Origin of the sequence: Variovorax sp. W2I14 (genome assembly GCF_050435205.1) — a bacterium.
GTDB classification, from domain to species: domain Bacteria; phylum Pseudomonadota; class Gammaproteobacteria; order Burkholderiales; family Burkholderiaceae_C; genus Variovorax; species Variovorax paradoxus_C.
In genome coordinates this window covers 2,316,468-2,339,854 of the sequence record NZ_JBNDJX010000001.1, presented here as the reverse complement: position 1 = coordinate 2,339,854, position 23,387 = coordinate 2,316,468, and the positions used below count along the sequence as shown (strand labels likewise).

The 23,387-nt window shown below is 64.5% G+C and carries 24 protein-coding genes; 9 read left to right on the top strand and 15 right to left on the bottom strand.

The window, feature by feature from the left end; genetic code table 11:
• Nucleotides 1-61: 61 nt before the first annotated feature.
• The 3 genes from QF040_RS10805 to QF040_RS10795 form a co-directional block, all read right to left on the bottom strand.
• A complete protein-coding gene (locus QF040_RS10805; RefSeq protein WP_307505081.1) occupies nucleotides 62-448 on the bottom strand; it encodes a VOC family protein in 387 nt (128 codons plus the stop codon).
• 187 nt (nucleotides 449-635) lie between these two features.
• Nucleotides 636-2,051: an alkaline phosphatase PhoX gene (locus QF040_RS10800; RefSeq protein WP_429611012.1), complete on the bottom strand. Its 1,416-nt coding sequence runs from the start codon at nucleotides 2,049-2,051 to the stop codon at nucleotides 636-638.
• Nucleotides 2,052-2,278: 227 nt separating this feature from the next.
• Nucleotides 2,279-3,772, bottom strand: coding sequence for an HD domain-containing phosphohydrolase (locus QF040_RS10795; protein ID WP_429611011.1), 1,494 nt, complete (start codon nucleotides 3,770-3,772; stop codon nucleotides 2,279-2,281).
• A gap of 197 nt (nucleotides 3,773-3,969) precedes the next feature.
• On the opposite strand from QF040_RS10795, the gene QF040_RS10790 reads away from it, so the two are divergent.
• Nucleotides 3,970-4,575 carry a DUF308 domain-containing protein gene (locus tag QF040_RS10790; protein WP_429611010.1) on the top strand — a complete coding sequence of 202 codons (606 nt, stop codon included), beginning with the start codon at nucleotides 3,970-3,972 and terminating at the stop codon, nucleotides 4,573-4,575.
• Nucleotides 4,576-4,643: 68 nt separating this feature from the next.
• Here QF040_RS10790 and QF040_RS10785 read toward each other — a convergent pair whose 3' ends face one another.
• The 6 genes from QF040_RS10785 to QF040_RS10760 all read right to left on the bottom strand — a co-directional run bounded on the left by QF040_RS10785 (nucleotide 4,644) and on the right by QF040_RS10760 (nucleotide 9,750).
• The gene (locus tag QF040_RS10785) at nucleotides 4,644-5,726 is read right to left on the bottom strand and encodes a hypothetical protein (RefSeq protein WP_429611009.1); all 1,083 of its coding nucleotides are present in this window, start codon (nucleotides 5,724-5,726) and stop codon (nucleotides 4,644-4,646) included.
• A gap of 247 nt (nucleotides 5,727-5,973) precedes the next feature.
• Nucleotides 5,974-7,032, bottom strand: coding sequence for a hypothetical protein (locus tag QF040_RS10780; RefSeq protein ID WP_429611008.1), 1,059 nt, complete (start codon nucleotides 7,030-7,032; stop codon nucleotides 5,974-5,976).
• Complete coding sequence (locus QF040_RS10775) at nucleotides 7,029-7,646, bottom strand: hypothetical protein (protein WP_429611007.1); 618 nt, start codon at nucleotides 7,644-7,646, stop codon at nucleotides 7,029-7,031. The genes QF040_RS10780 and QF040_RS10775 overlap by 4 nt, the downstream gene beginning before the upstream one ends.
• A gap of 130 nt (nucleotides 7,647-7,776) precedes the next feature.
• A complete protein-coding gene (locus QF040_RS10770) occupies nucleotides 7,777-8,040 on the bottom strand; it encodes a hypothetical protein (RefSeq protein WP_429611006.1) in 264 nt (87 codons plus the stop codon).
• A 119-nt stretch (nucleotides 8,041-8,159) separates the two neighbouring features.
• The gene (locus QF040_RS10765; protein ID WP_429611005.1) at nucleotides 8,160-8,447 is read right to left on the bottom strand and encodes a hypothetical protein; all 288 of its coding nucleotides are present in this window, start codon (nucleotides 8,445-8,447) and stop codon (nucleotides 8,160-8,162) included.
• Between the two features lie 433 nt (nucleotides 8,448-8,880).
• Nucleotides 8,881-9,750 carry a helix-turn-helix domain-containing protein gene (locus QF040_RS10760; protein WP_307644546.1) on the bottom strand — a complete coding sequence of 290 codons (870 nt, stop codon included), beginning with the start codon at nucleotides 9,748-9,750 and terminating at the stop codon, nucleotides 8,881-8,883.
• Nucleotides 9,751-9,942: 192 nt separating this feature from the next.
• Between QF040_RS10760 and QF040_RS10755 the strand changes: the two genes are divergently transcribed.
• The 3 genes from QF040_RS10755 (at nucleotide 9,943) to QF040_RS10745 (ending at nucleotide 13,015) form a co-directional block, all read left to right on the top strand.
• Complete coding sequence (locus tag QF040_RS10755) at nucleotides 9,943-10,812, top strand: fumarylacetoacetate hydrolase family protein (RefSeq protein WP_429611004.1); 870 nt, start codon at nucleotides 9,943-9,945, stop codon at nucleotides 10,810-10,812.
• Between the two features lie 11 nt (nucleotides 10,813-10,823).
• Nucleotides 10,824-11,612: an alpha/beta fold hydrolase gene (locus tag QF040_RS10750; RefSeq protein WP_429611003.1), complete on the top strand. Its 789-nt coding sequence runs from the start codon at nucleotides 10,824-10,826 to the stop codon at nucleotides 11,610-11,612.
• 62 nt (nucleotides 11,613-11,674) lie between these two features.
• Complete coding sequence (locus tag QF040_RS10745) at nucleotides 11,675-13,015, top strand: amidohydrolase family protein (protein WP_429611002.1); 1,341 nt, start codon at nucleotides 11,675-11,677, stop codon at nucleotides 13,013-13,015.
• A 46-nt stretch (nucleotides 13,016-13,061) separates the two neighbouring features.
• Here the strand turns inward: QF040_RS10745 and QF040_RS10740 are convergent, their stop codons facing one another.
• On the bottom strand, nucleotides 13,062-13,436 hold the full coding sequence (locus tag QF040_RS10740) for a nuclear transport factor 2 family protein (protein WP_429611001.1): 375 nt from the start codon (nucleotides 13,434-13,436) through the stop codon (nucleotides 13,062-13,064).
• 256 nt (nucleotides 13,437-13,692) lie between these two features.
• Between QF040_RS10740 and QF040_RS10735 the strand changes: the two genes are divergently transcribed.
• Nucleotides 13,693-14,688 carry an OmpA family protein gene (locus tag QF040_RS10735; RefSeq protein ID WP_429611000.1) on the top strand — a complete coding sequence of 332 codons (996 nt, stop codon included), beginning with the start codon at nucleotides 13,693-13,695 and terminating at the stop codon, nucleotides 14,686-14,688.
• 6 nt (nucleotides 14,689-14,694) lie between these two features.
• Here QF040_RS10735 and QF040_RS10730 read toward each other — a convergent pair whose 3' ends face one another.
• Both QF040_RS10730 and QF040_RS10725 read right to left on the bottom strand, forming a co-directional pair.
• Nucleotides 14,695-15,324, bottom strand: a complete 630-nt coding sequence (locus QF040_RS10730; protein ID WP_429610999.1) for a hypothetical protein — start codon at nucleotides 15,322-15,324, stop codon at nucleotides 14,695-14,697.
• Nucleotides 15,325-15,374: 50 nt separating this feature from the next.
• Nucleotides 15,375-15,869, bottom strand: a complete 495-nt coding sequence (locus QF040_RS10725; RefSeq protein WP_307683785.1) for an Lrp/AsnC family transcriptional regulator — start codon at nucleotides 15,867-15,869, stop codon at nucleotides 15,375-15,377.
• 65 nt (nucleotides 15,870-15,934) lie between these two features.
• On the opposite strand from QF040_RS10725, the gene ilvB reads away from it, so the two are divergent.
• The gene (gene ilvB, locus QF040_RS10720; RefSeq protein ID WP_429610998.1) at nucleotides 15,935-17,731 is read left to right on the top strand and encodes a biosynthetic-type acetolactate synthase large subunit; all 1,797 of its coding nucleotides are present in this window, start codon (nucleotides 15,935-15,937) and stop codon (nucleotides 17,729-17,731) included.
• A 270-nt stretch (nucleotides 17,732-18,001) separates the two neighbouring features.
• Here the strand turns inward: ilvB and QF040_RS10715 are convergent, their stop codons facing one another.
• From QF040_RS10715 to QF040_RS10705, 3 genes are all read right to left on the bottom strand, one after another.
• Nucleotides 18,002-19,015 carry an alpha/beta fold hydrolase gene (locus QF040_RS10715; protein ID WP_429610997.1) on the bottom strand — a complete coding sequence of 338 codons (1,014 nt, stop codon included), beginning with the start codon at nucleotides 19,013-19,015 and terminating at the stop codon, nucleotides 18,002-18,004.
• Nucleotides 19,016-19,143: 128 nt separating this feature from the next.
• On the bottom strand, nucleotides 19,144-19,620 hold the full coding sequence (locus tag QF040_RS10710; protein ID WP_306878464.1) for a MarR family winged helix-turn-helix transcriptional regulator: 477 nt from the start codon (nucleotides 19,618-19,620) through the stop codon (nucleotides 19,144-19,146).
• A gap of 65 nt (nucleotides 19,621-19,685) precedes the next feature.
• Nucleotides 19,686-20,672 (bottom strand): helix-turn-helix domain-containing protein, encoded by a 987-nt coding sequence (locus QF040_RS10705; RefSeq protein WP_429610996.1) that lies wholly within the window; start codon nucleotides 20,670-20,672, stop codon nucleotides 19,686-19,688.
• 128 nt (nucleotides 20,673-20,800) lie between these two features.
• Between QF040_RS10705 and QF040_RS10700 the strand changes: the two genes are divergently transcribed.
• The 3 genes from QF040_RS10700 (at nucleotide 20,801) to QF040_RS10690 (ending at nucleotide 23,383) form a co-directional block, all read left to right on the top strand.
• Nucleotides 20,801-21,211, top strand: a complete 411-nt coding sequence (locus QF040_RS10700; protein ID WP_429610995.1) for a PaaI family thioesterase — start codon at nucleotides 20,801-20,803, stop codon at nucleotides 21,209-21,211.
• Nucleotides 21,212-21,317: 106 nt separating this feature from the next.
• Nucleotides 21,318-22,073, top strand: a complete 756-nt coding sequence (locus QF040_RS10695) for an aldolase (RefSeq protein ID WP_429610994.1) — start codon at nucleotides 21,318-21,320, stop codon at nucleotides 22,071-22,073.
• On the top strand, nucleotides 22,070-23,383 hold the full coding sequence (locus QF040_RS10690; protein WP_429610993.1) for an MFS transporter: 1,314 nt from the start codon (nucleotides 22,070-22,072) through the stop codon (nucleotides 23,381-23,383). The genes QF040_RS10695 and QF040_RS10690 overlap by 4 nt, the downstream gene beginning before the upstream one ends.
• Nucleotides 23,384-23,387 lie beyond the last annotated feature (4 nt).

Here is a 23,387-nt window from a genome sequence, read left to right as displayed (position 1 = left end):
TCGTGCCGCAAAAATTCGGCGCCTCCCGGACGCCGTCCGACCGGCGCTCGACGCATCGCAGCTACCCCTCTGCAATCTCCTCGTGAATGCAGAGGTAGTTCCCCTCGGTGTCCTTGAACCACGCCGCCTTCTCCGAACCGAGCACGCAAACATGGTCGACGGTCTTCAGCTCGGGGTAGTCGTAGTCCTCGAACACCACGCCGGCGCGCTTCAGGTTCGCGATGCTGGCGGCAATGTCGTCGACCTGGAAGCTGATCGCCGTGTGGTCGGCCTTGGTTCCCTCCGGTTTGGGGAACAGCGACAGCGTGCTGCCGCCCACCGCGTAGACGAACTTGCCGTCGGGCCGGAGGCCTCCGGGTTTCAGGCCCAGGCAACCCTCGTAGAAGGCGCGGGCGCGGTCCATGTCCTTGACGGGGAGCATGGTCGTGACAGACGAGTCGGACAACATGGGAGGTCCTTTCGTACAAGTCGGCACAGCGGTGGTTGCTGGGGCCATCACCTTGGCTGGTCGGCCGGATTTCAGCTTACGCCGACAACCGCGGCCGCGCCATATGGCAAACGCATCGGCCGCAGGATCGACCGTTGATCAGTCTTCCTGCGCCGTGCCGGGCGAACGCCTCGCCTCTCGCCTTGTCTTACTTCGCCGCAGAAGGCAGGGTGATCTCGAAGGTGATGCCGCCTTTGCCGGTGCCGCGCTGCGAGCTGAAGTACAGCCGCTTGCCATCGGGCGACAGGGCGGGGCCGACGACCTCGCTGTCGTCGTGGCCGACCAGGCGCACGAGTGGCTGGGAGGTGCCCGATTCCATCCGCAGCACGCCGATTTCCAGGTTGCCCGCGTCTTCCGCCACCAGGATGTCGCCGAGGGCCGAGATCGTGAGGTTGTCCGGCTCGTCGATCGAGTGCGTGGCGGGGTCCTTGTTCATGCCGTCGTAGATCGCTTCGAGTGTCTGGTTCTGCGTGTCGTAGGCCCAGATGTGCGCGTTGTACGAGGTCACGAAGTACACGATGCCGTTGAAGAACCAGATGCCCTCGGCCTTCCTGAACCCGGCACCGGGCGGCGTGCGGCCTGCCGCGCGCATGCTCGAGCGCACGCCGGCCTGCGCCATGTCGGGGTCGTTGACATCGATCCACTCCACTGCCAAAGGTTGGCCGAAGTCCTTCGGATACGGTTTGGCCGGATCGGCCAGGTCGATGTCGTCCGCGATGTCCTTGACCTTGAGCACCTGCAGCCGGCCCGTCTTCATCGCAGCGCGCGGGGTGCCTTCGGGCCAGTCGCTCGCATCGCAGACGAAGCGGTAGACGCGGCCGAGGGATGCGTCTTCGGTCAGGTAAAGCGTCTTGTGAACCGGGTCCACGCACACCGCCTCGTGCGCGAAGAGGCCCAGCGCCGGCAGGCTCGGGGCGCTGCTCGCGTCCACCCAGGGCTTGGTGGGGTCGCACTCCCACACCATGCCGCTGGAATGCTCCTCGCACGACAGCCAGGTGTTCCAGGGGGTGGGGCCGCCCGCGCAGTTCGTCGAGGTGTTTTTCAGGATCGGGTACGAATCGACCACTGTGCCGTTGGCATCGAAGCGCAACGCACCGACACCGCCGCCGGCCTTGCTGATTTCCGAGTTGCTCACGTAGATCCAGCCGCCGTTGGCGGTCGGGTAGGTCGCGCCGCCATCGGGCGAGCCATGCCATGTGTAGCTTCCTGCGGCGATGGCGCCCGACTGCGCAACGATGCGCGAGGTGAAGCCCGTGGGCAGCATCACGCCGTTGGCATCGGCGGGCTGCAGCGCCGAGAACTCCGCGAAGGGGCTCTTCTTGACGACGGGCGGTTCGACCGGGGGCTGGGCAGGAGGTGTCGGTGCCGGAGCCGGCGAAGGCGCGGGCGGCACACCGGCGATCGGCGGGAAGGCAACGCCGTTGCTGCCGCCACCGCCGCAGGCCGCGAGAAAGGCCGGGAGCGTGACCACGCCCGCGGTGGCGAAGCTCTGCCGCAGGAAGGTGCGGCGCTGGGGAAGATCGAGGGGGACGGTGGGGAAGGGCGTGCTTTTTGCGGTTTTCATCGTTTGGTCAGGTCGTGTTCAGGTCTTTTGACGGCGCGATTCTTTAGTGCCGACATGAAGCGTTCGTGACGATGAAAATTTGCGCAGCGGGGCGGGCGCGATCCAGATTGCGAAGTCCTTCGACTTCGGCCCGAACCGCATCCCGGTTGCACTAGAGAAAAGGAAAAGGGCGCCACGGCGCCCTCGCAGTTCGCTCCACCCGTGCCGCTATCGGCCGGAGCCCGAGGTCAAATCAGCCCGCGAGTCGCCGCCTTCAACGTCGCGGCCGCGCGCGTCGAGCATTCGAGCTTGAGGAACACGCGCTCGACATGCGTTCGCACCGTGCGCGGGCTGATGCCCAGCGCGCGAGCGACTTCCTTGGTGTTCTCGCCCTTGCTGATGCAGCGCAGAACCTCCAGCTCGCGCTCCGACAAAGCCTGTTCGCCGCGCTGTTGTTGCGGCGCCGCGGATCTCGAAGGCGCATGCGACATCGCGCAGGCAAGCAGCGCATCGACAACGTGCTGATCGAAGCGCCCCGCCTCCACGTCTTCCTTCATGCACTCCAGCGCCTCCGCTTCGCTGAACTCCGCCCGCCACGGACGCCGCGTGCGAAGAGCAACCCACCGCTCGGCCGCCGCGACGAACTGCGCCTCCAGCGGCATCGCCGTGCCCGACCGGCCGCGGAAGTAACCCGAGCCATCGCGCCGCTCGAAAGCGAAGGACGCGATCTCCGCTTCGGCCGCGAGCCCGTCGATTTGCCCGGCGGCGCGCGAGGTCCAGTACGGCACCAGCCGCATGCGCTCCAGCGACGAAGCCGGCAGCGGCTCGGGCGCGTTCCAGATCGCGTTGGGCACCGACGCGCGGCCGATGCCGTGGATCAGCCCGGCCTTGTACGTGCGCTGGCACAGCGCCTCGTCCAGCCCCGCGTGCGCGCTGCCGTCGCGCGCCAGCTGGGCCACGCGGCGGGAGTAACCCGTCATCCAGGGCAGCTTGAGATCGATCACGTCGCCCACCAGCTCCAGCCCGACGCGCTGCAGCATCGATGCGGGCTGGTCGGCCGCGTCGGTCCACGGCGGGGTGGGGGCGTTTAGCGTTTTCATCCACGTCGCGACGTGTGGCGTGCTGGCATCGACCAGCGCGCCGGGGTACACGCTGTTCGCGCGTCCGCGGGCCAGCGTGAGCGCTTCGTCGAGCCCGTAGAGGCGGCTGAAGATTTCGAGATCGCTGGCCAGCGCCACGACGTAAGTTGCGAGCGGCACCTCGTCGCCTTGCAGCAGGCCGGGCACGCCGCCGCCGTCGTAGGTCTCGAAGATCGCGCGCAGCGCCGCTTCGGTGTCGGGGAGGAGGCCCAGCGTGTTCGCGATGTCGCCGGCGATTTCGCAATGGATGTTGGCCATGTCGAGCATCGCGCTCGGGATGGCCGCGCTGCGCGGCTGATGTTGTTGATGTTGTTGCGGTGCGCGCGGCTTCTGCGATGCGAGCATGGCTTGCCGGCCCTGCACGTCGTCGTCCAGGAAGTCCGCGAACTCCTGCGCATTGGCCGTGCAGCCCGACCAGCGCAGCAGCGCGACGTGCCGGGCGGCCTCGACCTGCGAGGGGGCGCAGCGGGCTTCTGTCGCGATCATTCCCGCGAGCCACGCGGTGCGCAGCGAATGGTCGGTCGGCTGGCCCATGCTCAGGTCGCCGATGAAGGCAAGGGCGCGCACGGCGTCGAATACGGCGATGGTGGTGTCGTCTGGCATCACGGAGGCGGTGGGGACGGGCAAAAGCACAGGATCGCACAGTCGATTTATTTCGAGGCGCCCTTGTCGGTCATTCGACCGATACCGCGATTGGGAGGGGCCAAACAGAATTGGCTGCAGCCGCTCCGTACCAGGGGCGACGAGCTTTTTCTCTTCTTCCTCTTCTTTCCAATCTCGCGGCCTCGACCGCCATTGCCATGTCAGACACCAACCAGTCGCCACTTCAACTTCAACCGCTTCTTCAACGCGCCGCGTGGCTGCGCAAGCTCTACTTCACGCGCGCCGCCTTTTCCTTTGTGTGGGTCGCGCTCGCCTTCACCGTCGCCAAGGGCTCGCCCATCGTGGCGAGCGCGCTGCTCGTCATTTACCCCGCATGGGACGCGCTGGCCAACCTGTGGGACGCGCGGATGACGGGCGGCGCCAAGGCCAACCCCACGCAGGTGCTGAACGCCTGGATCAGCGCGCTGGTCACCGTGGCCGTCGCGGTTTCGCTGGGGCTCAAGCTGCAGCTCATTCTGGCGATCTTCGGCGCGTGGGCCATCGTCGCGGGGCTGCTTCAACTGGCGACTGCGATTCGCCGGCGCAAGAGCGACAAAGGGCAGTGGGTGATGATGCTCAGCGGGGCTCAGTCGGCGCTGGCCGGCGGGTTTTTTGTGGCGCAGCAGGGGAGCGCGGCGCCTGTGGTGCAGACGTTTGCTGGGTATGCGGCGGTGGGGGCTGTGTACTTTTTGATTTCGGGGCTTGTGATCTTGGTTCGGAAGGCCAAGGGCAAGGCTGGTGGCTTCGCTTCCGAGAGCGGTTGATGCCGATGCCCGGTTGTGCCTCATCAGCAAGGTCGGATGCACTTCCGGTGGTTGAAGCGGCAGCCAAGCTACGGCGTGGGCCTGCAGCTTAGGCTTGCTACCCCGGTGTAGCGCGCGCGCGAGGGGAGCATGACGGCTATGTATTTGATCGCAATCATCTTGGTGCCGTAGATCTCGCCATCGCCAAGCATGAAGGAGACGGACCATCTGCCGGTCGTGTTGTCCGTGCTGAAGGCCGACTGCCATGACAGCGACGAGTTGAGTGGGTGGTCGCCGGTACTGAAAGGCACCGTACCTGCTTCATCGCCGGCCATGACTTTGATCGCGCCAGTGATGTGAGCCTCACCGTGGTTGAAACTGATGGCCGCAGAACCAGTCGCCGTGCCATTGAGGGGGGCGTTGCTCGGGCCACTGTCCAGATGGGTCGGGGTTGTGAAGGCGCCGGTGCTGCAAATGAGTGGCGGAGCGTTGTCCCAGGGGGGTATGTATGGAACCGCATTAAATGCGAGGTAGTGGTACGTGCGCTTGTAGTCGCCCGTGAGCACATAGTTCTTGCCGGGGCCCAGCGTGGCGGTGCCCGTCACCCAACGCCCGATCGCGAAGCTCGCATCGCCGTTGATGTTCTGTGTTGCGCCGTTGCCTGTGAGGGTGGCGTCGTTCAGACGCACCATCGCGCCATTGGTGGCCTGCTCACTTTGCGTGAGGGGCTCGAAAAGAATCCCGGTGTCGAAGGCATCTGGGCCAGAGGCGACCAATAGATAGCGCGCTGGGCTGCCGTCGGATGCGCTCCAGCTGCCGACATAGCGCTCAGGGTCGCCGCCTGGCACGAATCGCGCCGATACCGAACCGGAATCGGCACCACGCATTTGGGCGCGCTCCGAGAGCGCATCCAAGCCTTGTCCGCGCAGGGCAGCTACGCCACCTGACGAGTCTGCTTGTGCGGCTGAAAGCCCTTGAATACCGGACGAATCTTGCAGTTCCGCCTTCGCGGTTACGGCCGGAGTCGAGACTGGGTCACTGATCGACTGCGATGACGGCGACTGCCCTGCCGGCAAACCGATGGCGCTTTCTCCTCCACTGCCACCTCCGCCGCAAGAAGCAAGAGCAACCATCAGCAGCGTCGCGGTTGCCCGGCAAGCAAGTTTGTTCATCCCTCACTCCAACAATCTTTGTGAATATTTTTCGTTGATCGCGACGTTCCAAGCAAAGGCGGCTTCTGTAGGAGCGTCGGTTCCCGCGCGGCATTCTGCATGACGCGGGCTAAAGCTTCGTGTCGTGTTGCCTGGCTGTTGGTCAGTGATCCGTGCGGAGCACGTCAGCTGCCCAGATCGGTTCACCTTGAGCACGTCTCGTCGATGCCTTCCGTGTCCGTCGGATGGATCGCGAGGGACGGGGCATTCAATTAGAGGGGGCGGCGCGGGCGTTCTTGGGTCCGCCAATACGGCGACGCTTCCATATGAGGCCGTCCGCCAAATAGTGATGAAAATTAAAAATAAGGTGCGCAATAAGAACGGTCGGAAAGCCCAGCCACAGCAGGCTTTCTCCAGTCTTGTCGGCTACGACGTAAAAGATCGCGCCTAAAACAAAACATCCTGAGAAAAATACGGTCGGGCGTTTCAGGAGTTCGATCAACGATTTTCGGGGTGCTAAGGTGTTTTTCAATTCTCCCGCATCGTTGCCCTCCTTGATATCGCTTCGCCGCTGGCGATAGACAAACATCAGATATTGGATATTGTGCCAAACATTGACTACCAGCCAGCCTAGGGTAATGTCGCTGATCAATATATAGCTGACCAGCGAAACCAATAAGTGGGAGAACACAAAATTGTTAAAGAGAAAATTTTCCTGCTGTGCGCTCCTGCGATACCACAGGCGTGCGAACCAGAGTAATGCGCCAATTACAGCCACAATCCCTATTGCAAAGTCTAGCTCTTTCGGAACAGGTGGCAGCCAGATCGGATACCCCAAGAAACTATCGGGCGCCTGTGCACCGCGATGCAAATATCCCCATGCAGGGAAAATATAGATCAGAAAATAAGGCAGCCTTTGATAAGACACCTGCAGCCGGCGGTCGCAGCGCCTTGCTATTCCATAACTCTGGCGAGTCACGTGAAACGCCTGAAGCACAAAGTAGAGAGCCAGTAGCCCGGCCGCTTCATAAGCGAGAGCGATGATCGTCAAGCCTGTCCCTATTAAAACTGGGGCGGCAAAAATCAAAACCCAATGAGTTTTGATGCTCGGGGAAATCTGGCGAATGCGCGTGTAGGTTGCAACGAGATGAGGATTGGCAAACAACCAAATATCAATATAAAGCACGGCCAGCATCATTGGGGCAGACAGCGATGCCAGTGCTCCGGCTGATAAAGCTACAAATAAATTGATAAAAACAAGCCAATGCTCGTGCCGCGTCGCTGCAATGCCGGTATTGCTAAATACGTGCTGCACCTTCGTCGTCATGTCACGGCGATCGGGGTGGGCGGAGGGCGAGGTGACCCAAGAGGTGCCAATTTGGTTGGCACTGTAAATCCGGAGCGAGGTCGTAAATAGCTTTCAAGATCAATTCGCATGTTTTCGAACGCGGTACTCCTGGCGGCCGAAAATCTGGATTCCAAGGTTGCGCGATCGAAAACTCCAGACAAACCCGCGGGAGGAAGTCGCTGGTAGGGATCGTAGTTTTCAGTGATCTCACACGGATAGCAGTGTCCGTTTGCATCGAACTGGCTGTTGATTTTTAATTTGTAAACGGCGCCGCCGTCTTTGGCAGGGTCTATAGGAAAACTGAAAATCAGATCGAGTTCGGAAGATTTCTGGTTGACGTCATTCTCAATCGGCGTAAAGCCAGCACTTCGGTATGCATTGATCAGGCGCTCCTTGAGATCGGGCAAGCTGATGCCGATATAGGAGTTGCCGAATAGATTTTTTTCTCCTTTCCACTGGGGCTTGTAATTAAAGTTGAACGACGGCGCCAAATGAGTGCGACCGCTCAATTCGATATTTGAATACGCTTTGTCGATTGCCGGTAAGAGAAGCGAGGTCAGCTTGTATTGCATCATCCAGGGTAGCGCCTTCATTTCCTGCTCGTTGCTGATTTCAGCGAATCTCAAAAAGCACGGATTGCAATTTTTTCTACTGTCCAACAGCGACTCGTCAATGGACACAAGGATCGTCGGATTTATCTCCGTTTTCGGATTGACGACCAACTCAAAACGAATAACCGTGGGCTTGTCTTTTTGCGAATTTGCAGAAACGAAGGGTGAAACCCGATTCCTGAAAAGCCTTGCGTACCATTGATCTGAATTCGGTGGTGCTCATATTCCGATAAGCAGCTACGGGGAGAGCGGTTCTTGGCGTCTTGTAGCCTAAATCCAGAACATTCGGCGATGGCCATTGGGAGAAAGCAGTCGCGCCAGCTAGCAAACAGAGACTGCCAATCAAGGCTTTGCGAACACCAGAAGTAATCGTCATGTGATGCTTCATGAGAAGAGAGTGGCGGCCGGTTGAATCCGCCGCCGCATGCTGCCATAGGCGACAGCCGTTCGGGGGCTCCTGCGCATGCTCCGTCAGCCGGAGCATGCCCACATCAATCAGGCTTGCCCAGCCCGCTCGCCCAAACACCGCTGATGCAACTCCGCCGCTTGATCCACCATATCCGCCGCGAGCCAGATCACGTTCTCCAGATGCTTCGGCCCGTCGCCGTGGGACCAGTCGATGCCTTCGCTGTAGCAGCACCACAGCAGCGACTTCAACTGCTCCAGCCTGTTCTCCAGAAGGTCTGCCGCGCTGGGTCCGTCCGTGATGGTGGGGGCGGTGCCGCTGGTGGACTTGCCGCGGGGTGCCGGTGCAGGGTGCCCGGCCATAATTCGTTTAGCCATTTGTTGTGCTCTCTTTCCAAGTTGTTGCACGTCATGTGGTTAGACGGCTGGGGTGCTGACACATCCCGGCCGTCGCCTTTTGTGCCTCGCGTTTTCCATCGAGTGCGCATGGCACCGATGGCCCGCCGCGAGGCGAAGCGGTCATCCTTCAAAAAAGCGCGTCGTGTCAGCGCCTTCATTGCTCCATACAGTCCGTCGCCGAGCGACAGGGGCGTCCACTTTAGAGAGAGACAGCGCGGGCGGGGAAACTGAATCCGCTAGTAAGTCGCGGATCGCGCAGGTTTCGTTTGCTCGCTCGCTTCATCGCTGTGCGTGGCCGATATTCGATGCGCGCGGCTCAACCGATCAGCCGTCCGTTCACAAGTACGCAATGAACTTCAATCGCAATCGCGGCCTCGATCAGCCGCACACGTTTCCAAAGCCCGCAACAGCGCTAGGAAGACCGGCTCTCCCGCGGTATCCCAGTGACAGTGACCGGCGAAGGCGCGCGCGTGGCGCGCTTGAAGATCGAAGGCGAAATCCCCGTGTGCTCCTTGAAGAAGCGCGAGAAATTTCCCGGGGCCGAGAACCCGAGGTCGAGTGCAACGTCGGTGAGCTTGCCGCCATCGCTCACCCTGCGCATCGCCTCCTCGACGCGCACGCCGCTCCAGAACACCTGCGGCGTCGTGTGCAGCTGATCGCGGAACAGCGCGAAGAAATGCGCGCGCGAGAGGCCGACCTTGGCGGCGATTTCATCGATCGTGGTCTTCTCGGAAACATGCGCTCGCATGTGCGCGATGGCGGCGCGCAATCGGTGATCGAGCGTCACACCGATGCCGCCAGCCACCGGCGCCGCATCGCCGCCCGTGGCGGAAGCGGCGATGGCCGCTTCGAGCAGCCGCTCGACCTCTTTGTCGATGTGCTCGCGTGCCGCACCGGTGGAGATCATCAGATCCAGCACCCGCCAGCACGAACGCCGCAGCGCATCGCCGATGGGCACGCGCGGTGACGGAAAGCGAAAGCTCCGGTCCTTCGCCAGGCCGAGTTCGTCGAGCCAGTCCTTCTTGATCATGAAGACGATGAACAGGCTCGATCCGTTGTCCTCCAGGCGAACCATGTCGTGCGCCTCGAACGCGTTGACGCCGAGCGCCACGCTTTCGCTGTAGCCGACGACTTCGGTGCCGACGTGCGCGCAGGCCCGCGCGCCGCCCAGCCAGAGGGCGAGCTGTGTTTCGGAGTGCGCGTGCGCCACCAGGTTGGCGCTCGCCTCCAGGACGATCGCGGTGCCGAACGCGCCTTCGTGGAGTGCATAGGCTTCCTGCATCTGTGCGCGCTTCATCGGGTTGGTTTCGGGTCGGCCGATTGTTCTCCCGCACGGCGCCGGCTCGGGCAGCGCATCGGGTAAGTCCTTAGAAGCACACCAGACGATTCGATACGCCGCTGGATCGGCCGATAAGCGCCGCCGGCCCGCGATTTCTAAAGTTGGCGCATCGCTAAAACACAGGAGCAAACCTTCATGCGAATCGCCACTTTCACGAGCGAGGGCCACCGCAAGGTCGGCCTCGTTTCCGCCGACGGCAAGACCGTCACGCCACTGCAGCTCACGCCGGAGCAGGCAGACAGCGGCGTGCTGACGCTGATCGAAATTCTCGCCAGGGGCGGATCGCTTCCGGAGGCATCGGGGCCCGCAGTCGACTTGCGCGAAGTGGTGCTCGATGCACCGCTGCCCAAGCCGCGGCGCAACCTCTGGTGCGTGGGCCGCAACTACCACGCGCATGCCAAGGAGCTGTCGGCATCGGTCTTCAAGGACAACGCCGCCAAGACCGACGAATGGCCCATCGTGTTCACCAAGGTGCCCGAGTGCGTCGTCGGGCCGCATGACGAGGTGCTGGTTCCCGCGGACGTGTCGGCGCAGATCGACTACGAGGCCGAACTGGCCGTGGTCATCGGCAAGGGCGGCAAGAACATCGCGCGCGACGCGGCGATGTCGCATGTGTTCGGCTACACGGTGGTCAACGACGTGACGGCGCGTGACGTGCAGATGCGCCACGGGCAATGGGACCTGGGCAAGTCGTTCGACACCTTCTGCCCGATGGGCCCGTGGATCGTGACGGCCGACGAGTTCGACGGCACCAGGACGCGGGTGCGTTGCTGGGTCAACGGTGAACTGCGCCAGGACGGGCCGACCGAGAACATGATCTTCGACATTCCCACGCTCATCGAGACGATCTCGCGCGGCATCACGCTTTACCCCGGCGATGTCATCGCCACGGGCACGCCGGCCGGCGTGGGCATGGGCATGAACCCGCCGCGCTACCTGCGTGCCGGCGACGTGGTGCGGGTCGAGATCGACCGGCTGGGCGCCATCGAGAACAAGTTCGTTTGAAGGGGCCGCACATGACGACTCAAGTTTTGAACGGCCTGACTGTCGAGGTCGATGGCGAGGGCGAAGCGCTGCTGTGCATCCACGGGCTGGGCGGATCGTCGAACAACTGGACGCCTGTGTTGCCAGCGCTTGGCGCTTTTCGTCGCATCAGGCCCGACCTGCCGGGGAGCGCGCGGTCACCGCTGCCGGCCGATGGCGCGGCCTTGTCGATCGATGGTTACGTCGATGCGATGCTGCGGCTGCTCTCGGCACTCGACATTGCATCGGTGCATGTGATGGCGCATTCGCTCGGAACCATCGTCGCGCAGCACCTCGCGGTGCGGAGCCCCGGCGCCGTGAAATCGCTGGCGCTGTTCGGCCCGCTGGCGGCGCCGCCGGATGCGGCGCGTCCCAACATCGCGGCGCGTGCCAACGCTGCACGCGGCGGCGCGGCTGCCATGCAGGAGATCGCCGATGCGATCGTGAAGGGCGCGACGAGCACGCAGACGAAGGAGCAGCAGCCGGCGGTGCTCGCCCTGGTGCGCGAGGGCGTGATGCGCCAGCCGCCCGAAGGCTATGCGCAAAGTTGCGCGGCGCTGGCCGATGCGCAATCGGCCGCGCTCGAACGCCTCGATGTGCCGACGCTCCTGGTCACCGGCGACCAGGACGGCGTGGCCCCGGTGGCCAACGTCCAGGCGATGCAGGCACGCATCGCCGGCAGCCGCCTCGTCGTGCTCGAAGGATGCGGCCACTGGACCACCTTCGAGCAACCGCAGCGCTGCATGCAGGCGCTCGAAGCCTTCTACGCGGCGCTTCGTTGAGACGACACCCCTGCCGATTTCGATAACCCATTGCCGGCCACCAAACGCCGGAGGAGACAACGATGACCCGTATTGCATTCACCAATGTCCGCATCTTCGACGGCTCGGGCGAGGAGGCCTACGCCGGCGACCTTCTGGTCGAGGGAAAACGCATCGTCGAGGTGGCGCGCTTCCCCCGGCGCGTGAGCACCGACGACGCGCGCGTGATCGATGGCAAGGGCCGCTTTCTCATGCCGGGCATGACCGAGGCCCACACGCATTTCTCGTGGAACGACCAGCCCTCGCTCGCGGCCATCCAGTTCATGCCGCCCGAGGAACACATGCTCTGGTGCGTGCGCGTGGCCAAGCGCTACCTCGACATGGGGTGGACATCGGCCATCGGCGCGGCGGCGGCCAAGCCGCGGCTGGACGTGGTGCTGCGCAATGCCATCGACGCGGGCGAGTTCCCGGGGCCGCGCTACCTTGCGGGCAGCCAGGAGATCACCACCATCGGCGCGCTGGGCGACAACACGCTGCCGCACATGAAGTTCGAGGAGCTGAGCTTCGGCAGCGTGTGCAGCGGACCCGAAGAAATCCGCAGGTCCGCGCGCACCTTCATCAAGTACGGGGTCGACCATCTGAAGATCAACCTGTCGGGCGAATACATCGCGGGCTTGCCGGCCGAGATGTCGCCCTTTGCCGAAGACGAAGTCGCCATGCTCGCGCAGGAGGCCAAGCGCTACGGCAAGCGCATGGCGGCCCACGCGCGGTCGAGCGAATCAGTCAAGCAGTGCGTGCGCCACGGCATCGAGATGGTCTACCACGCGAGCTTTGCGGACGAGGAGGCGCTCGACATGCTCGAGGCCGCGAAAGACAAGCACTTCGTCGCGCCCGGCATCGGCTGGCTGATTCGCACGACCTACCACGCGGCCGAGTACGGCATCACCGAGGCCGTGGCGACGCAGATGGGCTACAAGCGCGAGCTGGAGATCGCATCGGCCTCATTGCGCGAGATGCACAAGCGCGGCATCCGCATCCTGCCGGGCGGCGACTACGGCTTTGCATGGATGCCGCACGGCACCAATGCCAACGACCTTCAGTACTTCGTCGACTACATCGGCATGACGCCCAAGGAGGCGTTGATGGCGGCAACGCGCCTGGGCGGCGAGATCATGTTGCGGCCCGATGAGCTGGGGCAATTGAAGGCGGGCTTTCTTGCCGACATCGTCCTCATCGACGGCGATCCGCTGCAAGACCTGTCGTTGCTGACGGACCCGGCCAAGGTGCAACTGGTCATGAAGGACGGCGTGATCCACAAGGACTGCGCGACGCCTGTACCGTCGCATGCCGCGCTGCATCTGGAGGGCGGGGACACGCCGCTGCAGGAGCAGGGTGTCAAGGAGGCGCTGGCCGAGATGCACTGATCGGGCGTTGGTCTCGGCGGCGGCGCGGGCAGGGGGCATTCAGCGCCTAAGCAGCGCCCCCGCCCTGCAACGCCCCTTCGATGACGAACGCATGCAGCCCGGCCATCTTGCTTTCACGAAAGCGCCACACATCGCAGTAAGCGTGGCGCGTTTCCTTGCCCGCTTCGTCCTTCAGCGTGATCTCGCCCAGCGCCGTGACGATGTCGCCCTCGGCGATCAAGTGATGGACGTCGAACTTGGGTGGCTCGGTGTAGGCCGTCGCCATCCACTCGCGAACGGCTTGTTTGCCGCTGAGCGTTCGGTCGCCGACGAAGGTCCATTCCGTGTCCTCGGTGCAGTGCGCGAGGAACCCTTCGTAGTCGCCTTTCTCGATGGCCGCGTTGGCCTTTTCCAGAATCGCTTTGTGTGTCGCTGCCGACATGCGGGAATCTCCTGTGTGGACTGGCTCGCTCAGGTGAGCGCGTGACTCACCACGCGATGCACCGGCGCCCTGCGAATCAGTAAGCGACATCTGGCCTCATGCGTTTGTCAGCCGCCGCCGCGTCGTGCCCGCAGAGCCGGTGCCTCGACCGACTGCTCACGGCTCACGGCATAGGCCGTCCGTCGAATGCACAACGGCTCGTGCCCGTCCTAGCATTCCGGGCGTCGCCGCTTCTTACGTCCTTTCGACGTTTCCGATGAAACAGCTCGCCTTCCTCGCTGCAACGGCCGCGCTTTTTTGCACGGCCGCCTTCGCCGCCGCGCCGCCCGAGAAAGACCACCCGCTCGTCGGCCGTTATGAAGGCGCGGTGCTCGACGGCACCAAGGTCACGGCCTACGACGAGGTCGGGCTCATCAAGGAGCCGTTCCAGAACTGGGGCGGCGGCAAGCCCGATCTGCTGAAGCTCGAGGGCAAGATTTCGCTCTATCACTACAAGCTGCCGGCCGGGCGCTCGCTCCTCGAAGTGCAGCGCAACTACGAGGCGAGCCTGAAGGCCAAGGGCTTCGATGTGCTCTTCACCTGCGGCACCGCCAACGCCTCCTGCTACCAGAAGCGCCCCAACAGCGTGGACACCAACACGCCTTACGACTTTGCGCTCGCCTTCGACGACCCCGAATGGCCGCGCCTGGGCAAGAGCGGCGACTACGTGCGCAACTACTTTTCGGTGAGCGGGCGTTACCTGCTCGCGAAGAAAACCGGCCCCACCGGCACCGTGTACGCGAGCATCGCGCTGGCCGAGCACAACGCCGATGTCGGCAGCCACGCCTTCGTGCGCGTGGTGGAAGCCAAGGCGATGGAGGGCGACAAGATCGTGTTCGTCGACGCCTCGGCCATGCAGAAGAGCTTGGCCGAGACGGGGCGCATCAACCTCTACGGCATCCTGTTCGACCTGGACAAGGACGTGATCCGCCCCGAGTCGCAGCCCACGCTGGACGAGATGACCAAGCTCATGCGCAACAACCCGCCGCTGAAGCTGTCGGTGGTGGGGCACACCGATGCGCAGGGCGAGGCGAAGCACAACGACGACTTGTCCAAGCGCCGCGCAGTCGCGGTGATCGGGGTGCTGGTGAAGGCGGGTGTGGACCCGCGGCGCTTCACCACGCGCGGCGCGGGTGCGGCCGAGCCGGTGGCGCCGAATGACAACGAGGCGGGGCGGGCGAAGAACCGGCGGGTGGAGTTGGTGCGGCTTTGAGCTGGATCAAGCCTTCAGCACCGCGAACTTCGTAGCCCAGTTCCCCGGCGCAGCATCGACCAGCGCGTTCAGGTGCGCCTGCAGGCGGTCGGCGATATCGGGCAACGTCTCGCCTTCGGCCAGCGGCCGCTTGCCACTGATGGCGTCGATCCATTCGTCGGCGTCTTCCCAGGCGTCCCATGCGCCTGCGGTGCCGAGCAGATAGCGCAGGTGATACCCGATGGCGAAGCCGGGCTCTACCGTGCCTTCGCGGCGCACGCGCGCGAGGCTCGCGACGGTCGCGGCCAGCGACTCGGTGCTGAAGGTGCGGCTTTCCGGCGCGGAAGAAAGCTCGGAGCCGTCGACGGCGTAGCCTGCCAGTTCGCGCCAGTAGGCCTCGTCGTGCGTGCCGTCGCGCTGCTCCATGTGCTGGCTCGCGAAGCGCGCCGCGAGGTCGATGTCGGCGATGAGGGGCGACAGCACGAGGTCGCTGCTGAAGTCGAAGCCGAAGAAGTACATCGTGCCGTCGAGCGTCACCGCCTCGATGGCGCCTACATGTCCCTTGCGTCCGGCTAGGGGCAGGGGAACGGCGGGGCCTGTTTCGACGAGCGCCGCAGCCGGGGCCGGCGGCTTTTTCTTCTTGAAGAAATCGAACATCCGAAGATCCTTTGGGCGGGGGAGTTCAGTGGAGCGCGATGTTCGCACCGTCAGATGACAGGCACGCTGGTCTCCTTCAGCACCCGCAGCACGAAGTGCGATTTGCTGTGCCGGATGCCGGGAATCTTGTAGAGCTTTTCGCGCAGCAGCCGCTCGTAGTCGCGCGTGTCGCGCACGGCGATGCGGATGTAGTAGTCGTAGTCGCCCGAGACGAGGTACGCCTCCTGGATCTCGGGAATGGTCGCGAGCACGCGGCCGAAGTCGTAGAGGGTTTCGTCGGTGTGGCTCTCGAGCGTGACCTGCACGATCACCGAATCGTGATAGCCGAGCTTGGCCGGATCGACGTCGACGGTATAGCGCTTGATGACGCCCTGCGCCTCCAGCTTCTTGATGCGCGTCCAGCAACTGGTGGGCGACAGGCCGACCTCGGTGCCGATTTCCTGCAGGGTCTTGCGCGAGTCGAGCAGCAGCACGCGGAGGATGGCCATGTCGATCTTGTCGAAAGATCCTTCTTCAGAAGTTGCTGTTTTCCGATTGGTTTTCATAAAATGGACCAAAAGAGCCAAAAGAATGAAGCAAATTCTGCATCAATAACGGAAGAATTGACGGCATGAGATTGCTTGATCCAAACGTTCTGCCCCTCACGGCCTCCTTGTCCCTTCACCCCGAAGCGCCGCCCCGCGTGCGCAACGGGGCGGAGGCCCTGCTCGATACGCTGGTCGAGTGCGGCGTCGACACGATCTTCGGCTACCCCGGCGGCGCCGCGCTGCCGCTGTACGACGCGCTGCATGGCGAGCCGCGGCTGCGCCATGTGCTGGTGCGCCACGAGCAGGCCGCGGTGCATGCGGCCGAGGGCTATGCGCGCAGCACGGGGCGGGTCGGCGTGGTGCTGGTCACCTCGGGGCCTGGGGTGGGCAACACGATCACGGGGCTGCTCGATGCCATGAGCGATTCGGTGCCGGTGCTGTGCATCAGCGGGCAGGTGGCCACGGCGGTGATCGGCACGCAGGCTTTTCAGGAGAGCGATGCGCTCGGCATGTCGCGCTCGGTGACCAAGTGGAACCAGCAGGTGCGCGCGGCCGACGATGTGCCGGCGCTGGTGCGGCGCGCGCTCGAAATCGCATCGACGGGCCGGCCGGGGCCGGTGCTGCTCGACGTGCCGAAGGACATCCAGTTGATGCGCCTGGGCCAGGGTGGCGCTTCGAAGCCATTGCGCCCGTTGCGCACGAGCCGGGCGGCGCTGCCGCCGAAGGCGATGCTGCAGCGCGCGGCCGACTTGCTCTCGACCGCGCGCCGGCCGGTGCTCTATGGCGGTGGCGGGCTCATCAACTCGGGGCCCGCGGCCTGCGAGGCCTTCACGCAACTGGTGAACCGACTGCACGCGCCCTGCACGCTGACGCTGATGGGGCTCGGTGCCTTCCCCGCGTCGGATGCGAAGTTCATCGGCATGCTGGGCATGCACGGCAACCTGGAGGCGAACCTCGCGATGCACGAGGCCGACCTCGTGGTGTGCGTCGGCGCGCGCTTCGACGACCGCGTGACCGGCAAGCTCGACGAGTTCTGCCCGCATGCGCGAAAGATCCACATCGACATCGACCCCACGAGCATCAACAAGGTCGTGCAGGTCGATGTGCCGATGGTGGGCGACTGCGCGGCGATCCTCGATGCGGTGCTGGCGCTGCTGCCCGAAGAGGGCTTTGCACCCGAGCGGCTGGCGCCGTGGTGGGCGCGCATCGAGCGTTGGCGGGCCGAAGACTGCTTGAAGTTCGAGCCGCGCGCGGATGCAATCTTGCCGCAGCAACTGGTGTCGTCGCTGCAGCAGGCCATCGGCCGGAGCGGGCGCGACGCGATCGTCTCGACCGATGTGGGCCAGCACCAGATGTGGGCCGCGCAGTACCTGCGCTTCGACAGCCCGCGGCACTGGCTGACCTCGGGCGGTGCGGGCACGATGGGCTACGGATTGCCCGCCGCCATCGGCGCGCAGATCGGCCACCCCGATGCGCTGTGCGTGTGCGTGAGCGGCGATGCGTCGGTGCTCATGAACATCCAGGAGCTGTCGACTGCGGTGCAACACCGCACGCCGGTGAAGCTGGTGCTGTGCAACAACGGCTACATGGGCATGGTGCGGCAGTGGCAGGAGCTGAACCACGGCAACCGGCTGAGTCATAGCTGGAACGAGGCACTGCCGGATTTCGTGGCGCTGGCGAAGGCGTTTGGCTGGGGGGCGCGGCGGGTGTCGGACCCTGCCGAACTCGAAGCCGCGCTGGCCGAGTGCCTCGCGAGCGAAGGGCCGTTCTTTCTCGACGTGCAGGTCGCGGCGCAGGAGAACTGCTTTCCGATGATGCCGTCGGGGCATGGGCATCACCGGGTGATGTTGGCGAAGGACAGGTGGTACGAGGAGAGCTGAAGTGTTGTTCCCTCTCCCCTGGGGGAGAGGGCTAGGGTGAGGGTGGCGCGTTCGATGAAGCGCGGCGCGTGATGCGAAGGCCGCTCCCTCACCCCAACCCTCTCCCCGAGGGGAGAGGGAGCAAGAAGGAGGGGCAAGCGAAGCGCGCGCTACACGCTCTGCAGCCTCACGTCGGTGTGATGGCGTCGAGCTCCACCCAACCCGGGCCTCTCAGTTCTTCGTGCTGTGCCCGAAAAACCAAGAGAGCCCGGTGGATCGCCTAGCGTTCGATCAGGATTTCACGAACGCCAGCAGGTCGGCGTTGAACTTGTCCTTGTGCGTGTCGGTCAGGCCGTGCGGCGCGCCGGGGTACACGATGAGCTTGTTGTTCTTCACCAGCTTGGCCGAGGCCAGGCCCGCGGCGCCGATCGGCACGATCTGGTCGTCGTCGCCGTGGATGATGAGCGTGGGCACGTCGAACTTCTTCAGGTCTTCGGTGAAGTCGGTTTCCGAGAACGCCTTGATCGAGTCGTAGGTGTTCTTGTGGCCGCCGAGCATGCCCTGCGCCCACCACGAATCGATGAGGCCCTGCGACACCTTGGCGCCCGGACGGTTGAAGCCGAAGAAGGGGCCCGAGGGCACGTCCTTGTAGAACTGCGAGCGGTTGGCCAGTTGGGCGGCGCGCAGGCCGTCGAACACTTCGATGGGCAGGCCGCCGGGGTTGGCGGCGGTCTTCAGCATCTGCGGCGGCACGGCCGAGATGAGCGCGGCCTTGGCGACGCGCTTGGTGCCGTGGCGGCCGATGTAGCGCGCCACTTCGCCGCCGCCGGTGGAGAAGCCGACCAGGATCGCGTTCTTCAGGTCCAGCGTCTCGATGACCGTGGCGAGGTCGTCGGCGTAGGTGTCCATGTCGTTGCCGTTCCAGGGCTGGCTCGAGCGGCCGTGGCCGCGGCGGTCGTGCGCGACGGTGCGATAGCCCTGCGAGGCGAGGAAGAGCATCTGCGATTCCCAGCTGTCGGAATTGAGTGGCCAGCCGTGGCTGAACACGACGGGCTGGCCGGTGCTGGGGCCCCAGTCCTTGAAGTAGAGCTGTGTGCCGTCCTTGGTCGTGATGATGTTGCTCATGGTCTGCTTTCCTTTGAGTGAAGAGGTGGGAACCGCGCCGGCTTTCGGCGCGGCGGTGGAAGCGGCGGATGCCGCGGACGAGAAGCCGGTGCCCACGAGGGCGCCGGCTGCAACGGAGGCGCCACCGAGCAGCAGGCTGCGGCGGGTGGCGGTGGAATTGCTCAGGCTGTTGGCGGACATGGTGCGTTCTTTCGATGACGTAGGGGAGAGGGCGGAGGTAGGAGGAGGGTTGAATTCAGATCGCATGTATTAATATCGTATGCGATATAAATGGCTTGAGAAAACAGGAAGGCGGGTGCGGCAAGCCATCACGCGTTCCTGTCGAGGTTCGAGCGCAGTGCGAGCAGCTGGTCGCGCAGGTTGCCGATGTCCTGGGGCTCCAGCGCCATCGCTTCGGCCACGCAGGCCGGCAACGCGCGGGCCTTCTTGTGCATGGCCCGGCCTTCGGTGGTGAGCGACACGATGACCTGGCGCTCGTCCGAAGCCGAGCGCACGCGCTGGATGAGTCCGCGCGCCTCGAGGCGCTTGAGCAAGGGCGTGAGGGTTGTGGTTTCGAGCGCGAGGCGCTTGCAGATTTCGGAGACGTTGACCGAATCTTTCTCCCACAGCACGAGCATGACGAGGTACTGCAGGTAGGTCAGGTCCAGGTCGCGCAGCAGGCCGCGGTACACCTTGTTGAGGCTCAGCATCGTCGAATACACGGCGAAGCAGAGCTGCTCGTCGAGCGCCAGCGGATTGGTCGCGGGGGCTTCGGCGGGTGGGGCGGCGGGGCGCTTGGAAGGCATGGGCCGAATATTAGATCGCATGCGATCTAGTTGCAAGCGATATTTTCAGGATTCCCTGCTGACCCTCAATCCGGCGACTTGCGCCAGGCCCCCGGCGGGACTCCGAACTGGCTCCTGAAACAGCGGCTGAAATGGCTCGCATCGCCAAAGCCGTTGCGGAACGCAATCTCCGAAACGCTCAGGTGATCGAGCCTGCGGTTCGCGAGCTCTTCCCTCGCGCGCTCCAGGCGGCGCGCCTTCAGGTATGCGCCGTACTGCGTGCGCTGCATCTCGAAGAGGCGGTGCGTGAGCCGCTTCGAAATGCCCAGCTCTTTCGAGACCGCATCGGCCGACAGCTCCGCATCGCCCAGGTGCGCCTCGATGTAGGCCACGAGCCGCTGCCAGCGGTCGCGCTCGCGGCGCTTGCCTTCGGCCACGTCGTCGTCCATCGACTCGCACGATTCGCAATACGTGGCCGCCAGCAGCGAGACGAAGGACTGCTCCGCGAAATACGCGAGTGCCGCCGTGCCCTGCACCGGGCCGGGGAACACATGGCCCATGTGCGTGCGCGCGGCCTCGGCCAGTCGCGAATCGGCCGCTGCGATGGAAGGCACGAAGCGCTCGTGCAGGTCCGCATGGATGCCGAAGAACCGGGCCGCCGGCACGCGCAGCATCACCAGCTTGCCGGGCGTCGCGAGCGTGCAGACCGAAGGCAGCCGCGTGGTGCGGAACGTGATGTCACCCCGGCGGAAGGGCATGCGCCGGCCGCCCTGGTCGATGGTGCCTTCGCCCTCCACGGCGATCATGGCCAGCACGTCGCCCGAGCCGCTGGGCGAGGCTAGCGCGCTGTCGTGCCGCACCGCGAGAGGCGTCGAGGTGAAGCTGATGGCGAGGCCGCCGCCCACGAGCCGGCAGGCTTCCAGGCTCATGCGCGGGTTGCTGTCCTGCACGCTGAGCTCGCCCGGGTAGACCAGCGAATCGAGCGCGCTGGAGTAGCCCTGCACGTCGCCCGCATAGAACGGGCGGAAGCGGGGCGCAAAGCTCAGTTCGGATGCGGTGTTGTCGTGGTGCATGGTGGGCTCCTGCGGTTGGCCCGCACGCTTCGTGCCAAGCGGACCGCAGTCTAGGTGCGGTGGTGGCTCGCAACGATCAAGACTTTCCACTAGGCTGTCGAACCCCAGGCAGATCGAAGGAGACATCGATGGTCGAGATTGCAGACATCCAGAAGCTGTTCGCCGGAATCTTTCCCGGCCTCATGGGCATCCGCGTGACGGTGCTGGAGCCCGACCGCGTGGTGGCGGAAATGGAGGTGCGGCAAGACCTCTGCACGGCCGGCGGCATCCTGCACGGCGGCGCCTCGATGGCCTTTGCCGACACGCTGGGCGCGGTCGGCACGCTCGTGAACCTCTCGGGCGGCAAGCGCACGACGACCACCGATTCGAGCACCAAGTTCATTGCCGGCGCGCGGCTGGGCAGCACAGTGACGGGCACCTGCGTGGCGCTGCATCGCGGGCGCACCACGATGGTCTGGCAGACCTCGATCACGAATTCGGAGGGCAAGCTCTGCAGCGTCGTCACGCAGACGCAGCTGGTGCTCGATCCGGCGACCTGACCCCGCCGGTTGGCACGCCGGGTCAACCCGCGTGCGCGCACGCACAAGAGAAAGCAGCGCCTTGCTTCTTACATTGACTCTCACGTCAATGCAAAGGAGCCACAGCGTGAGCGATACGAGCACAACAACCCACGACAACCCCGCGCCGTCACTCGACGGACTCAGCTACGGCCAGTGGAGCGAGGCTGAAAAGCTCGCGCTCAGTTGCCGCATCCTGGCCAAGGAAGGGCACTCCGAAACATTGGCCGGGCAGGTCACGGTGCGGCAGGCCGACGGCACCTTTCTCACGACGCCGCTCGCGCACGCCTTCAGCGAGATTCGCCCGCAATCGGTGATGCGCATCGACGATTCGCTGCGCGTGCTCGAAGGCAGCGGCGTGCCGAACCCTGCTGTGCGTTTCCACCTCTGGGTCTACAGGCGAAGGCCCGATGTGAACTGCGTGATGCACACGCATCCACCGTATGTGTCGGCCCTGTCGATGACCGGCGAGCCGCTGCAGATCGCGCACATGGATGCCACGCCGTTCTTCGACGACTGCGCGTTCCTCGCCGAATGGCCCGGCCTGCCGATTGCGGATGTGGAGGGCGAAATCATCTCGGCCGCGCTGGGTAAGAAGCGCTGCGTGCTGCTCGCCAATCACGGCTTCCTCGCCGCAACGCAGAGCATCGAGGAATCGCTTTACATGTCGGTGCTCATCGAGCGCGCGGCGCGCAACCAGCTGATCGCGCAGTCGGCCTACGGTCGGCTCAAGCTGGTAGACCCGGTGCTGGCGAAGGAGTCGCACGACTTCCTGCTGCAGCGGAGCATCGTCAATGCCAGCTTCGCGATGTTCGCAAGGCAGATCACCGGGGAGCAGCCATGAGCAGCATCGCTTCGCCATCCTCGAGTCTGCAGGGCGCTGCCGTGGAGATGAAGCGCCAGAGCGTGTGGAAGATCGGCGCCGCTACCATGGTCGGCACGGCCATCGAGGCCTTCGACTTCCTGGCCTACGGGACCGCCGCGGCGCTGGTGTTCAACAAGCTCTTTTTCCCCAACTTCGACCCGACCGTCGGCACGCTGGCCGCGTTCGGCACCTTCGCGAGCGGCATGCTGGCGCGGCCGCTGGGCGGCATCGTCTTCGGGCATTTCGGCGACCGTCTGGGGCGCAAGTCGATGCTCACGCTGAGCCTGTTGATGATGGGCATCTGCACCGTGCTGATCGGCCTGTTGCCCACCTATGAATCGATCGGCCTCTGGGCCGCGGTGCTGCTGGTGCTGCTGCGCATCGGGCAGGGCTTGTCGTTCGGCGGCGAGCTCGGCGGCGCGATGCTGATGGCCGTGGAGCATGCGCCGCCCAAGTGGCGCTCGCTGGTGGGCAGCATGCCGCAGATGGGCGCACCCATCTGCGTGCTGCTGTCCTCGGGCGCCTTCGCGCTGGTGACGCAACTGCCCGAGGCGAGCTTTCTGAGCTGGGGCTGGCGGCTGCCGTTCCTGGCGAGCGCGGTGCTGATCGTGCTGGGCGTTTTCATCCGCATGAAGGTGGAGGAGTCGCCCGAGTTCATGCAGGTGAAGGTGCACCGGAAGACGGCGGTGCTGCCGGCGCGCGAAGTCGTGGTGGCGCATTGGAGGCCGTTGCTGCTGACCATCGGCGGCAAGCTGGCCGAGGTGACGCTGATCTACACGATCCTGGTGTTCTCGATCTCGTATGCGACGAGCCGCCTCGGGTTCTCGCGGGCCGATGCGCTGCACGCGCTGATTGCGGGCTCGGTGGTGATGGTCTTCACCATTCCGGCCAGCGGCTGGCTCGCGGACAAGGTGGGCGCGCGGCGGCTCTATGTGTTCGGCGGGGTGCTGCTGGCCCTCATGGCGGTGCCGCTGTTCCAAGCCATCGGCAGCGGATCGCTCACGGCGTACACGGTGGCAATGGTGGTGGCGCTGTCGATCAACTATGCGCTGATGTTCGCGCCGCAGTCGAACCTGTATGCGGCGCAGTTTCCGGCAGAGCTGCGCTACTCGGGCATTTCCATCGGCATCCAGTTTGCGGCGGCCATCGGCGGCGGGCTGGCGCCGATCATCGCGGCAACGCTGGTCGCGAAGTATTCGAGCATCGTGCCGGTGGGGATTTATGTCGCGGTGCTGGGGGCGATCGCCGCAGTGTGCGCGTACCTGATGCGGCCTGCATCGAACGAGTGAATCG

Excerpts from the sequence above, each read along its gene's own strand:
- QF040_RS10750 (WP_429611003.1), top strand. The coding sequence starts at position 10,824 with ATGACGACTCAAGTTTTGAACGGCCTGACTGTCGAGGTCGATGGCGAG.
- QF040_RS10745 (WP_429611002.1), top strand. The coding sequence starts at position 11,675 with ATGACCCGTATTGCATTCACCAATGTCCGCATCTTCGACGGCTCGGGC.
- QF040_RS10790 (WP_429611010.1), top strand. The coding sequence starts at position 3,970 with ATGTCAGACACCAACCAGTCGCCACTTCAACTTCAACCGCTTCTTCAA.
- QF040_RS10735 (WP_429611000.1), top strand. The coding sequence starts at position 13,693 with ATGAAACAGCTCGCCTTCCTCGCTGCAACGGCCGCGCTTTTTTGCACG.
- QF040_RS10710 (WP_306878464.1), bottom strand. The coding sequence starts at position 19,620 with ATGCCTTCCAAGCGCCCCGCCGCCCCACCCGCCGAAGCCCCCGCGACC.
- QF040_RS10765 (WP_429611005.1), bottom strand. The coding sequence starts at position 8,447 with ATGGCTAAACGAATTATGGCCGGGCACCCTGCACCGGCACCCCGCGGC.
- QF040_RS10715 (WP_429610997.1), bottom strand. The coding sequence starts at position 19,015 with ATGTCCGCCAACAGCCTGAGCAATTCCACCGCCACCCGCCGCAGCCTG.
- QF040_RS10760 (WP_307644546.1), bottom strand. The coding sequence starts at position 9,750 with ATGCAGGAAGCCTATGCACTCCACGAAGGCGCGTTCGGCACCGCGATC.
- QF040_RS10755 (WP_429611004.1), top strand. The coding sequence starts at position 9,943 with ATGCGAATCGCCACTTTCACGAGCGAGGGCCACCGCAAGGTCGGCCTC.
- QF040_RS10795 (WP_429611011.1), bottom strand. The coding sequence starts at position 3,772 with ATGCCAGACGACACCACCATCGCCGTATTCGACGCCGTGCGCGCCCTT.
- QF040_RS10740 (WP_429611001.1), bottom strand. The coding sequence starts at position 13,436 with ATGTCGGCAGCGACACACAAAGCGATTCTGGAAAAGGCCAACGCGGCC.
- QF040_RS10700 (WP_429610995.1), top strand. The coding sequence starts at position 20,801 with ATGGTCGAGATTGCAGACATCCAGAAGCTGTTCGCCGGAATCTTTCCC.
- ilvB (WP_429610998.1), top strand. The coding sequence starts at position 15,935 with ATGAGATTGCTTGATCCAAACGTTCTGCCCCTCACGGCCTCCTTGTCC.
- QF040_RS10690 (WP_429610993.1), top strand. The coding sequence starts at position 22,070 with ATGAGCAGCATCGCTTCGCCATCCTCGAGTCTGCAGGGCGCTGCCGTG.
- QF040_RS10770 (WP_429611006.1), bottom strand. The coding sequence starts at position 8,040 with ATGACGATTACTTCTGGTGTTCGCAAAGCCTTGATTGGCAGTCTCTGT.
- QF040_RS10725 (WP_307683785.1), bottom strand. The coding sequence starts at position 15,869 with ATGAAAACCAATCGGAAAACAGCAACTTCTGAAGAAGGATCTTTCGAC.
- QF040_RS10780 (WP_429611008.1), bottom strand. The coding sequence starts at position 7,032 with ATGACGACGAAGGTGCAGCACGTATTTAGCAATACCGGCATTGCAGCG.
- QF040_RS10705 (WP_429610996.1), bottom strand. The coding sequence starts at position 20,672 with ATGCACCACGACAACACCGCATCCGAACTGAGCTTTGCGCCCCGCTTC.
- QF040_RS10785 (WP_429611009.1), bottom strand. The coding sequence starts at position 5,726 with ATGAACAAACTTGCTTGCCGGGCAACCGCGACGCTGCTGATGGTTGCT.
- QF040_RS10805 (WP_307505081.1), bottom strand. The coding sequence starts at position 448 with ATGTTGTCCGACTCGTCTGTCACGACCATGCTCCCCGTCAAGGACATG.
- QF040_RS10800 (WP_429611012.1), bottom strand. The coding sequence starts at position 2,051 with ATGAAAACCGCAAAAAGCACGCCCTTCCCCACCGTCCCCCTCGATCTT.
- QF040_RS10730 (WP_429610999.1), bottom strand. The coding sequence starts at position 15,324 with ATGTTCGATTTCTTCAAGAAGAAAAAGCCGCCGGCCCCGGCTGCGGCG.
- QF040_RS10775 (WP_429611007.1), bottom strand. The coding sequence starts at position 7,646 with ATGAAGGCGCTACCCTGGATGATGCAATACAAGCTGACCTCGCTTCTC.